We start from the raw sequence: 11,764 nt of genomic DNA on the forward strand, positions 1-11,764 counted from the left end.
ACCACCCGTAAGGGCGGCATTGTTCGAAAAGTGCTGGAATCGTGGCGCGAATAAGGCTATGCATTTTCGCAAGGCCCGCGAAAAGGGCCAATCAAGAGCGGTGCGCCGGCACTTTTTCCGGTGGTTGAGGCGGAGTAAATAGTATGAGTTCGGCGATTGATTTCACCGTCCGCACAGCAGCGGGCGGCACCACGTATGGTCATGTGGCAGGCCCCGGTGAAAGCACATTCATCCAGGCCGGATTGGGCGACAGCCTTTCCCTGAACCTCAGCCCGCAAAGCGTGATCGGCTATACGCGCAGCGGAAACGATCTGGTGATCGAACTGTCCGACGGCCGCACCATCACGGTGGCCGATTGGTTCGATGCCACGGCCGACAACCCGAATACGCTCTACCTGTCCAGCAATGGCATGGTGACAGAGGTCCAGCTCACCGATCCGGGCGATGGCCTTCTGGTCGCCAATTTCTCACTTGCCGCTGGCAACGAAAAGTGGAGCCCGCTTGACGACCTCCGCTTTGATGACGGCGATCCCGTCGTCACCCTTGCCGGAACGGGCGAGGATGAGCCCGCCGGAATGGGCATCTTTGCCCCCGCACTGTTGGGCTGGGGCGGGGCTGGCATTGGTGCTGCTGCACTGGTCGGTGGCGCCATCATCGGTGGTGGCGGCGGCGGCGGTGGTGGAGGCGGTGGCCCGACCTATACCCGTACCATCGATGGCGCAGGTACCAACACCACGATCACCACCAACACGTCGCCCCCCACGATCAACGTGAACGGCACCGGCATTCCCGGCGACATCGTCGCCGTCACCATCGGCAACCAGACCCGCACCGTGACCGTTGCCCCCGATGGCACCTGGACGGCGGCCTTCTCCGGCCCGAACCTTCCTGGAGATGGCACCCATACCGCCACGGCGGTCTTTACCGGGGGCGGGACCACCGAAACGCTTACCGGCGGTGGCTTCGTCATCGACATGACCCCGCCGCCTGTCGCCGCCACCAACGGCGTGCAATCGTCGGGCGATGTCGAAAACCTGGCCGAATACGGCGATGGCGTCACCCTCGGCGGCACAAGCGAACCCGGCGCCACGGTCAATGTCACCCTCGGCACGCCCGGCACGCCAGGGGCAATCACGCGTGCCGCAACGGTCAATCCCGATGGCACCTGGACCATCACCTTCACCCCACAGGAAATCGCGGGCGGCGAACGCAATCAGTCCGTGACCATCGTCGCGACCGACCGCCTCGGCAACACCCGCAGCATAACCGAAACCATCGTTCTTGATACCATCGCCCCGCCGCTCGCCCTGAACAGCGTGGCTGGTGACAACCTCGTCAACCGCAGCGAAAGCCAATCCGCCATCGTGGTCAGCGGCACCGCGACGCCGAACAGCACGGTCACGTTGACCATCGAAGGCATCCCCGGCACGGTCACCCGCCCGGTGGATGCCAACGGCGTCTGGACGCATGAATTGCCCGCAGGCACCTTCCCGCCCGGCACCTATACCCGCAACATCACCGCCACCACGTCAGACGCGGCTGGAAACCCCACCACAGTTACCCGCACGCTGAACATCGACACGGAAATGTCGGTCGCCATCAATCCGGGTGCCTTCGCCAACGACAATGTGGTGAACCTTGCGGAATCGAACGGCAGCCTCACCCTGTCGGGGACCGTTGCCCGCGATGCCACGCGGGTTGAGGTGCAGTGGCTTGGCCAGCCCATCCCCGCCACGCTGAACGGCGATGGCACATGGTCGGTGCAGTTCCCGCCGGGTTCGGCGGGGGCGTTCACCCGCGACAGCACGCTCACCGTCACTGCATGGGATGCGGCAGGGAACCGCGAAACCACCACCCGTCCCGTCCGGATCGATCTGGAAACCACGCTGAACGTCGAACAAAATCCGGTCGGCACCGATAACATCCTATCGGGCAGCGAACGCGCGGCAGGTTTCACCCTTGATGGCGAAGGCGAACCGGGCGCACGGGTTTACCTCAATCTCAACGGCACCGATTACGGCCCCGTCACGGTGGGTGCAGATGGCCGATGGTCCCACACCTTTGCCCCCGGCTCATTGGCCGGGCTGACGGATGCACAGGGCGGCACCATCACCGCCTATTCCATCGACGCCGCCGGAAACCGCAGCTCGACAGAGACCCGCACCTTCAACGTCGACACCACGGTCGGCAATTTCACCTTCGCCGCGCCCGATTTGAACGGCGCGGTGAATGACGGCCCGCGCGATCCGTCGGTCCTCAACGCCGCCGAACGTAACGCAGGCTTGGTGGTTGAAGGCACCGTTGAACCGGGCTCGTCCGTTCGCATCACGGTGTCGGGAACCAATTGGTCCATCACCATCCCCGCCGAACAGACGATGAGCGGCACCTGGCGGATCACCTTGCCGCGTGATGCCCTGCCCGAAGGCGCGGCAACCTCGGCAACCATCACCGCCACGGCAACAGATCGTCATGGCAACACCTCGCCGCCGCAGGAACGCACCGTCGCGATCGACACGGTCGTTGCCGATTTCAATGCCGGCGACATCCGCCTTGGCACCGGAACCGACAACATCCTCAACGCCAATGAACATGGCGCGGGCCTGCCCGTTTCCGGCCGGGCCGAGCCCGGGTCCACCATTAACGTCACGGTCAACGGCCACACTCGCAGCGTGCTGGTCGGTGACAATGGACAATGGACAGTCACCTTCACCCCCGACCAGATCCCCACCGGGGAACGCGCGAACATCCCCGTTACCGTTTCGGCCACCGACAGCGCGGGCAATGTAAGCGGTCCGCACACCGTCAACTTCTCGGTCGATACCATCGCCCCGAACACGCCCGAGGTTCTGCGGACCGAAGATTTCGCCGGCGGCTACAGCGCGATCACGACAACCAACACCAACGACACCTACCGCTTCCACCGGGTAGACAGCACGGGTGCCGCAACGCCCATCCTGGCCGATGAAAGCATGACGAACCGGGGCGAAGACCGGTTCGACTTCCGCACTGACATCCCCGATGGCAGCTACCTCGTCATCAACACACGCGACGGGGCGGGGAACGAGGCGAACACGCTGTTCATCAAGAACACCGCCACCGGCGTGGCTGTGGATCTGACACGCCAAGGTCTTGAAAACTTTGATCTGTCGGCAATCGACCTGACCCGCGCCCCCGACGCGCGCCTCACAATCAACGCCCAGCAGTTGGAATCGCTTACCGGCCCGGACCAGCGCCTGATCGTGAAGGGTGAATCGACCGATCAGGTCACGCTCCGCAACGTGACCAATGTGCAGGACGATGTGGTGATCAACGGGCAACGCTATGACATCTACACTTTGGGCAACAACGGCGCGCAGGTGCTGCTCGAAGATGATGTGTCGCGCACGGTGATTGTCTGACGCAAAGGCCATGACCCCCCCACGCCGCCAAACCCCATCGGCCAGAGCGGCACCGCTCAACCACCCCCGTGCCGTTTCCGGGGCACTTCTGGCCGTGGCGGTGCTGCTTTCCGGGTGTCAGGGCGGGTTGCAGCCGCCCTCAATGCTGGCATTTGGCCGGGGCCATGCTCCCGCCGATCCCGCGCTTCGCCAGCGTCTTGCCCCGGAAAGCGGCACCGCCGCCTCTGCTGTCATTGCCGAACTGGCGTCGCGGCAGTCCATCCTGCCGCCGGGCAGCGCCTATGCCCGCATCGCGGATGCGGTCCTCGCCGCAAATCCCGGGGCCGATGCCGCAGAACTTGGCCTTGCGCGCCTGCGGGCCGAGGCTGCGTCGCGCAACGGCTGGCCCACAATCGCCCCCGCAATCACGCTCAACAGCCTTGCAGGCCTTGCCGCGCAACTGGTGGTCGACCAGCCCCTGCTGGATCATGGCCGCCGTCAGGCCGAACGCGCCCGCGCCGCGGCCGAGGTGGACCTTGCCGCCGTCACCCTGACCACACGCCAGAACGCCCGTATCCATGAGGGGTTGTCGCTTTATCTCACCGCCGAACAGGCTCGCGCCCAATCGGTTATCGCCGCCCGCGCCGCCACACGCCTGTCCACCCTGCATGACATTGTTCAGGCCCGCATCGACGGCGGCCTCTCCGACCGCAGCGAAGAGCAGATCATCGCCCAGACCATGGCCGAAATGCAGGCGACGCTGGCCACCGACGGCCAGACCCGCGCGCAGGCACTGGCCGATCTCGCCGCGCTGACGGGCCACAGCCCGCCTGCCGATCTGACCGGTACTCACCCGCTGCCTGCCGTGCCGCAAACCGACGCGCTTTCTGTCCTTCGGGCGCAGGCCGATGGCGCAAAAGCGCTGGCCGAGGCGCGGATCACCCGTGCCAACGCCCTGCCGGGCCTTTCCGCCAATGCCACCCTGTCCGAGAACGGCATCACCCCCGGCCTTGGTATCGGTGGCGTCCGCCTTGGCCTTGGCAGCCCCGCCACGCTTGCCGCCGCAGATGCCACCCCCGATCTTGTCGCCCGCCAGACCGCCGAACAGCGCCAGATAGCCGACCGTCGCCGCACCGAACTTCAGGGCCGGATCGACCAGCTTCGCACCCGGCAATTGCAGGGCGAAACCGTTCTGCGCCAGACGCTCGACAACCTTGATCTCTATGTCGAACAATACAGCATCGGTCGCCGCAGCCTGACCGACCTTACCGCACAAACCGCCGCCGCCGCGCGGATGGAACGGGATCAGGCCGCCTTTCCCTATGAAATCGCAAAGGCCGAACTGGAACTTGCGCGCGACATCGGCGCGCTGGTTGACGGGGGCAGGCTGTGACAGCCCCACCGAAACCGCAGGTCGTCTCTTTCGACATGCACCCCGCCCGTGCCGCGCAACCGCCTGCCGTCGCCTTTGCCCCGATCACGCCCCCGCAACCCGCCGCCCCGCTGCGCGCCCGTGCGGAACTGGCCTCGGTCCTGTCCTCGCGCCTTGGCGGGCGGCTGCTGACGTCGGATGTGGTGGACCTGCTCACTGTCACAGGTGCGCCGGATCGCCCCGGTCTGGATCACCTCTCTGCCGCGTTTCGCCGCGCAGGCTATTCCGTCGCGCTTGACCATGATCCCGCGCTGGGCGCGCTGCCCGCTTTGGCCGAGATGGCCACCGGGCAGATCGTCCTTGTCCTCGCCCGCAATGCCGACTCGCTGGCCATTTACGACCCCACCACCGATGACCGCAGCGCCGATGTGCCGCTGGCCGATTTCACCGCCCATCACAGCGGATGGGTGCTTCGCGTTCGCCTCCCCTTTGCCGAGGTAGAGGCCCGCCACACCGATCCCGAAGCAGCCCCGCATTGGTTCTGGTCCGAATTCCGCCACCACCGCCGCCCGATGATGGAGGTTGCCGCCGCCTCGCTCACGGCAAACGTCCTTGCCACCGCCATCGCGCTTTATGCCCTGCAAATCTATGATCGGGTGATCCCCAACCAATCCGAACCCACGCTCTGGGTGCTGACGCTGGGCGCGCTGTTGGCCGTCGCCTTTGATGGCGCGCTGCGGATCGCTCGCGCCGCGTTGATGGATAATACCGGCCGCAAGATCGAACTGGCGGTGCAAGATCGGCTGATGCAGCGCCTGCTTGGCATGCGCGCCGCCCCCGGTGAACGTCAGCCATCCCAAGTGTTCGGGGCCATGCGCGATTTCGGCTCCGTCCGTGAATTCTTCACCGCCTCCACCATCGGCACGCTGGCCGATCTGCCCTTCCTCATCATCTTCCTCGCCCTTGTCACCATGATCGGCGGCAACCTCGTCTGGGTTCTGGTGCTGGGCGGCATCCTCATGGTCGCCCCCGGCTTCCTGCTGCAATCACGCATGATCGCGCTGACGAACTCCACGCAGGGTGCCAACACCAAGGCCGCCAAGCTGCTCTATGAAGCGGTCTTCGAACACGAAACCCTCACCACCCAGCGCGGGCAGGATCGCGTCCGCCGCCTCTGGGCAGAGCTTGTCGCCCTCTCCGCCCTGCGCGCGTCGGACCAACGGCATCTCACCACGCTGCTGGGCTCTTGGGCGCAATCCGTGCAACAGGCCACCTACATCGCCGTCATCCTGATCGGCACCTACATGGTCTTTGCGGGCAACTTCACCGTGGGCACCATCATCGCCGTTTCCATGCTGACCGCCCGCACTCTCGCGCCTCTCACCCAACTGTCCGCCACCCTCGCCCGCTGGTCGCAAGTCAAGGCCGCGCTGACGGGGCTAGAGGCCATCGCTGAATCCCAACAGGCCGAAGACCCCGCCCGCCGCTACCTGCGCCGCGAAACCATCTCCGGCCAGTTCGACCTGCGCGAACTCACCTTCCGCTACAGCCCCGACGCCGCACCCACTGTCGATGTCCCCGCTCTCGCCATCCCCGCCGGACAGCACGCCGCCATCCTCGGGGCCAACGGATCGGGCAAATCCACCCTGCTCAAGCTGCTGGCAGGCCTTTACGAACCCGGGGCAGGGCGCATCATGCTGGATGGCGTGGACCTGTCGCAAATCCACCCGCGCGATCTGCGCCGCCATATCGGCTATCTGGGGCAAGAGGTGCGCCTTTTCTCCGGCACGCTGCGCGACAACCTGACGATGTCCGATCTGGAACGCGATGATGACCGCCTTCTCGCCGCGCTGGATTTTGCAGGCCTCGGCCAATTTGTCCGCAGCCACCCCAAGGGCCTTGATCTGGAAATTCGCGAAATGGGCGAAGGTCTGTCCGTCGGTCAACGCCAGTCGATGGGCTGGGCACGCCTCTGGTTGCAAAATCCCCGCGTCGTGCTGCTGGATGAACCCACCGCCGCGCTGGACCAGACGCTGGAATCCACGCTCGTCTCGCGCCTGTCGCATTGGCTGCACGGGCGCACTGCCATCATCGCCACCCACCGCGTGCCGATCCTGCAACTGACCACCCGCACGTTGATCCTGCAAAACGGCCGCCTCGCCGTTGATGGCCCGCGCGATGCGGTGCTGGCCCATCTGGCCAAGGCGGGCAAATGACGCTTGCAACCTTCGACGCCCCGCTTGAACGCCGCAGCAACCACCCGTCCTGGACCGTCCGCCTGATCGGGGCCACGGTCGCGGCCTTCCTCATCTGGGCCGCCTTCGCCTGGGTCGAAGAGATTGTCCGCGCCCCCGGCCAGATCGTCCCCTCCTCGCGCCCGCAGATCATCCAGAACCTCGAAGGCGGCATCCTCGCCGAACTGAACGTGGTCGAGGGCGACACGGTCGAGGCTGGCCATGTGCTGGCCCGCCTTTACGGTACGCAATACCAATCCACCGTCGATGACCTGACCGATCAGATTGCCGCGCTCGATATCCGCAGGCTCAGGCTAGAGGCCGAACTCGCGGATACCGACAGCTTTACCCCGCCCGCCGCGCTGGCCGCCCGCGTGCCGGAAATCGTGGCCTCGGAACAGGCCCTGCTGACCGCCCGCCGCACCGACCTGTCCTCGCGGCTCACAGGCGCGCGCGCCGTGCTGGATCAGGCCGCGCAGGAAGAGGATATGGTCCGCCGCATGGCCGACCGTGGCCTTGCGCCCGAAATTGAACTGACTCGCGCCGAAAAGGCGCTCGCCGATGCCCGCGCCCGGCTTGAGGAAATCGCCACTCAGGCCGAACTGATCCGCGCCGATGAATACGCCAAGACGCAAGGCGAACTTGCCTCTCTGCGCCAGCGCCTGAAACTGTCACAGGATCAGCTTGCGCGCACCACCCTTACCGCGCCGATGCGCGGTATCGTCAACCGCATCGCCGTCACCACCATTGGCGGCGTCGTCCGCCCGGGCGAGGAAATCCTTCAGATCATCCCGCTCGACACTGGCCTCTTTGTCGAAGCCAAGGTCAAACCCGCCGACATCGCCCCTCTGCGCGAAGGTCAGAAAGCCACGATCAAGCTGTCGGCCTATGATTACGCCATCTGGGGCACCTTGCCCGCCACCATCACCTTCGTCTCTGCCGATACCTTTCGGGATGAACGCACGCGCGACGCTGAACCCCATTACCGCGTCACGCTGCGTGTTGATCTGGACGCCCTGACCGACCGTCAGAAAACCCTGGCCATCCGCCCCGGCATGCAGGCCGAGGTGGAATTTCAAACCGGCGGCAAGACCATCCTCACTTACCTGACCAAACCGCTCTGGCGCGGAAGCGAAGCGCTGCGCGAAAGATAGGGACGTTAACGCGCAAGCCGTTCGGCCACATCACGCTCCCGCTGATCCACAGGGCGCGCGCGCATTTCCGGCCCGGTCACTGCGCCCGGCCTGACTGTCATGCGCTTTTCACAAGACAACGCCGCCGCGTCGGTGCAAAAACCGCCATGACGGGGCGGCAAACCGCTTGTGAACCGCTCGAAAACGGCTACTTTCGGCCTCCCCGGACGGTGGACAGGGTCGGGGCAAGATCAACGGGATGGTGACCATGAAACTCTCGATCGAACGCGGCACGCTGCTCAAGGCGTTGGCACAGGCGCAATCCGTCGTGGAGCGCCGCAACACCATTCCGATCCTCGCCAACGTGCTGATCGAAGCCGACGGCAATCAGGTCAGCTTCCGCGCCACCGATCTGGATATCGAGGTGCTCGACCGTGCTCCCGCCATGGTGGAACGCAGCGGTGCCACCACGGTTTCTGCCGTCATGCTGCATGAAATCGTCCGCAAACTGCCCGATGGCGCGCTCGTCAACCTGACCGAGGATGGCGCCGCAGGCCGCCTGACCATCACCGCCGGCCGGTCTACCTTTAGCCTCGCCACGCTCCCGAAAGAGGATTTCCCGGTCATGGCGACCTCGGAATACTCCACCAACTTTTCGGCCCCTGCAGGCGTGCTGCGCCGCCTCTTCGACAAGGCGAAATTCGCCATCTCGACCGAAGAGACGCGCTATTACCTCAACGGCGTCTACATGCACACCTCCACCGGCGAAGACGGCCCGGTGCTGCGCTGCGTGGCCACCGATGGCCACCGCCTTGCCCGCATCGACGCGCCCCTTCCCGAAGGCGCGCAGGGCATGGCCGGCGTGATTGTCCCGCGCAAGACGGTGGGCGAATTGCGCAAGCTGCTGGATGATGACGATGCCGCCATCGCAGTGTCGGTGTCGGAAACCAAGGTCCGCTTTGCCACCCCGGCCATCACCCTGACCTCCAAGGTCATTGACGGCACCTTCCCCGATTACACCCGCGTCATCCCCACCGGAAACACCAAGCGGCTGGAAGTAGACGCCTCGGAGTTCGCCAAGGCGGTCGACCGCGTCGCCACCGTGTCATCCGAACGCTCACGCGCCGTGAAACTTAGCCTGGACGAAGACCGCCTGATCCTGTCGGTCAACGCCCCCGACAGCGGCGCCGCCGAAGAAGAACTCGCCGTCGCCTATGGCGATGAACGGCTGGAAATCGGCTTCAACGCCAAGTACCTGCTGGAAATTGCCAGCCAGGTGGATCGCGAAAACGCCGTCTTCCTGTTCAACTCCTCCGGCGACCCCACCCTCATGCGCGAAGGCAATGACATGTCGGCGGTCTATGTCGTCATGCCGATGCGTGTCTGAACCGTGGAACCGGGGGTTTCACACCCCCGGACCCCCGTGGGATATTTTTCCAGAGAAGATGGAGGCTAGTGTGGGTGGACTGATCCTCTCCACCCTGACACTTTCGCATTTCCGTAGCCACCGCGCGGCACGGGTGGCCTTTGATGGCCGCCCCGTCGCCATTTCCGGCCCCAACGGCGCTGGCAAGACCAACATCCTCGAAGCCGTCTCCCTTCTCTCCCCCGGCCGGGGCCTGCGCCGCGCGGGGGCCGAGGAACTGGCCCGCAAGCCGGAATCCCTGGGCTGGAAAATCCGCGCCGAAACAAACGCCCCGCTCCATGATCTGGAAACCTTCGCCGAAGGCACCGCCCCCCGTCAGGTTCGCATCGATGGCAAGGCCGCCACGCAGGTCGCCCTTGGCCGCATCCTGCGCGTCCTCTGGCTTGTCCCCGCGATGGACAGGTTGTGGATCGAAGCCGCAGAAGGCCGCCGCCGCTTTCTGGACCGCATGACGCTCAGCTTTGCCCCCGATCATGCCGAAGCCGTGCTAGCCTATGAAAAGGCCATGCGCGACCGCAACCGCCTGCTTAAGGACATGGTCACCGACGCGCATTGGTACACTGCGTTGGAATCCCAGATGGCCGAGGCGGCGTCGCAGATCACCGCCAACCGCCACCACGCGCTTGCCCGCATCGCGGACGCGCAAACTGGCGCAGAAACCACCTTTCCCGCCGCAACGCTGGCGCTGATCGGCCCCGAAGGCGATGACATCCCCGATGACCTTGCCCCCGCGCTGGCCGACAACCGCCGCCGCGACATGGCTGCCGGGCGCACACTCATCGGCCCGCACCGCGCCGATCTGTCGGCCATCTTCACCGCCAAGGGCGTTCCCGCCGATCAATGCTCTACCGGCGAACAGAAGGCGCTGCTGATTTCGCTGATCCTCGCCAACGCCCGCGCCCTTGCCGCTGACCTCGGCACACCCCCCATCCTGCTGCTGGATGAGGTGGCCGCCCATCTGGACCAGAACCGCCGCGCGGCGCTGTATGATGAGATTTGCGCGCTGGGCGCGCAGGCTCTGATGACGGGCACCGAACCCGGGCTGTTTGACACTCTCGGCGCGCGGGCGCAGAACATCACCGTCGCCGACGAGGGCGGCCTGTCCAAGGTAATCGAAACATGACGCCCCAGCGCATCACCCTGATCACCCTCGGCGTGGCTGACCTCGCCTCTGCCCGCGCCTTCTATGCCCGCCTCGGCTGGCAGGAGCACAGCGAAAGCCAGCCTGGCATCGCCTTCTTCCAGCTTTACGGTCAGGCCCTCGCCCTGTTCGGGCGCGACGCGCTGGCCGCCGATCAGGGCCGCCCCGGCACCACCCTCGGCTCGGGCGCTGTCACCCTGTGCCAAAACTTCACCACAGAGGCCGAGGTTGACGCCGCCTTTACCGCCGCCCTCGCCGCAGGCGGCACCGCCCTCAAAGCCCCGGAAAAGGTGTTCTGGGGCGGTTATTCCGGTTATTGGGCCGATGCCGACGGCCATGTCTGGGAAGTGGCGATGAATCCCTTCTGGCCGCTCGCGCCAGACGGCACCCTTACCCTGCCAGAGCCGAAATGACCGTCACCGCCTACCAACTCCTTCTTTACGCAGGCGGCATGGCCGCGCTTTGGGCCATTCCCGGCCCGGTCTGGGTGGCGCTGACCGCGCGCGCGCTGTCGGGTGGCATGGCGGGGGCCTGGCCGCTGGCCGTGGGCGTGGCGCTGGGCGATCTGATCTGGCCCCTCGCGGCCATCCTTGGCCTAACCTGGATCGAAAGCGCATGGGGCGATTACCTCGCTGCCCTGCGCTGGGTCGCCGCCGCCATCTTCATCGCGATGGGCGTGATGCTGATCCGCAAACCCGCCGCCACCCTGAACGCGGATTCCCGCCTTACCAAACCGGGCCTCTGGGCGGGCTTTTCGGTCGGCGTCGCTGCCGTGATCGGCAACCCCAAGGCCATCCTGTTCTACATGGGCGCGCTGCCGGGCTTCTTCGATCTCGGCACCCTGCAAACCCCCGATATCATCGCCATCATCGCCATTTCTGCCTTCATCCCGATGATCGGAAACCTTGGCCTGGCATGGTTCCTCGACCGCGCGCGCCGGCTGCTTTCCAGCCCTGAAAGCATCCGCCGCCTGAATGTCGGTTCGGGTGTCCTGCTTATCCTTGTGGGCCTCATCATCCCCTTCACCTGACCGCAATATATTGTGCCTTGGGCGTGACATTCCCGCCCCCACCCGCTATAA

Annotated in this window: 8 protein-coding genes; all 8 read left to right on the plus strand. The window is 65.5% G+C overall.

Going from position 1 to position 11,764, the window contains the following annotated elements; translation table 11 throughout:
* Positions 1–143: 143 nt before the first annotated feature.
* The 8 genes from RSE12_02015 (at position 144) to RSE12_02050 (ending at position 11,713) form a co-directional block, all read left to right on the plus strand.
* Entirely contained in the window at positions 144–3,398 is a 3,255-nt protein-coding gene (locus tag RSE12_02015) for an Ig-like domain-containing protein (protein WRH63131.1), read from the plus strand.
* Positions 3,399–3,408: 10 nt separating this feature from the next.
* Positions 3,409–4,770 (plus strand): TolC family protein, encoded by a 1,362-nt coding sequence (locus tag RSE12_02020; GenBank protein WRH63132.1) that lies wholly within the window; start codon positions 3,409–3,411, stop codon positions 4,768–4,770.
* On the plus strand, positions 4,767–6,965 hold the full coding sequence (locus tag RSE12_02025) for an ATP-binding cassette domain-containing protein (GenBank protein WRH63133.1): 2,199 nt from the start codon (positions 4,767–4,769) through the stop codon (positions 6,963–6,965). The genes RSE12_02020 and RSE12_02025 overlap by 4 nt, the downstream gene beginning before the upstream one ends.
* On the plus strand, positions 6,962–8,137 hold the full coding sequence (locus RSE12_02030; GenBank protein ID WRH63134.1) for an HlyD family efflux transporter periplasmic adaptor subunit: 1,176 nt from the start codon (positions 6,962–6,964) through the stop codon (positions 8,135–8,137). The genes RSE12_02025 and RSE12_02030 overlap by 4 nt, the downstream gene beginning before the upstream one ends.
* A 247-nt stretch (positions 8,138–8,384) precedes the next feature.
* Entirely contained in the window at positions 8,385–9,503 is a 1,119-nt protein-coding gene (gene dnaN, locus RSE12_02035) for a DNA polymerase III subunit beta (GenBank protein ID WRH63135.1), read from the plus strand.
* A 70-nt stretch (positions 9,504–9,573) separates the two neighbouring features.
* A complete protein-coding gene (gene recF, locus RSE12_02040; GenBank protein WRH64718.1) occupies positions 9,574–10,665 on the plus strand; it encodes a DNA replication/repair protein RecF in 1,092 nt (363 codons plus the stop codon).
* Positions 10,662–11,096: a VOC family protein gene (locus RSE12_02045; GenBank protein ID WRH63136.1), complete on the plus strand. Its 435-nt coding sequence runs from the start codon at positions 10,662–10,664 to the stop codon at positions 11,094–11,096. The genes recF and RSE12_02045 overlap by 4 nt, the downstream gene beginning before the upstream one ends.
* Positions 11,093–11,713 carry a LysE family translocator gene (locus RSE12_02050; GenBank protein WRH63137.1) on the plus strand — a complete coding sequence of 207 codons (621 nt, stop codon included), beginning with the start codon at positions 11,093–11,095 and terminating at the stop codon, positions 11,711–11,713. Before RSE12_02045 ends, RSE12_02050 begins: the two co-directional genes overlap by 4 nt.
* Positions 11,714–11,764 lie beyond the last annotated feature (51 nt).

Origin of the sequence: Fuscovulum sp. (genome assembly GCA_035192965.1) — a bacterium.
In the GTDB taxonomy this organism is placed as follows: Bacteria; Pseudomonadota; Alphaproteobacteria; order Rhodobacterales; family Rhodobacteraceae; genus Paragemmobacter.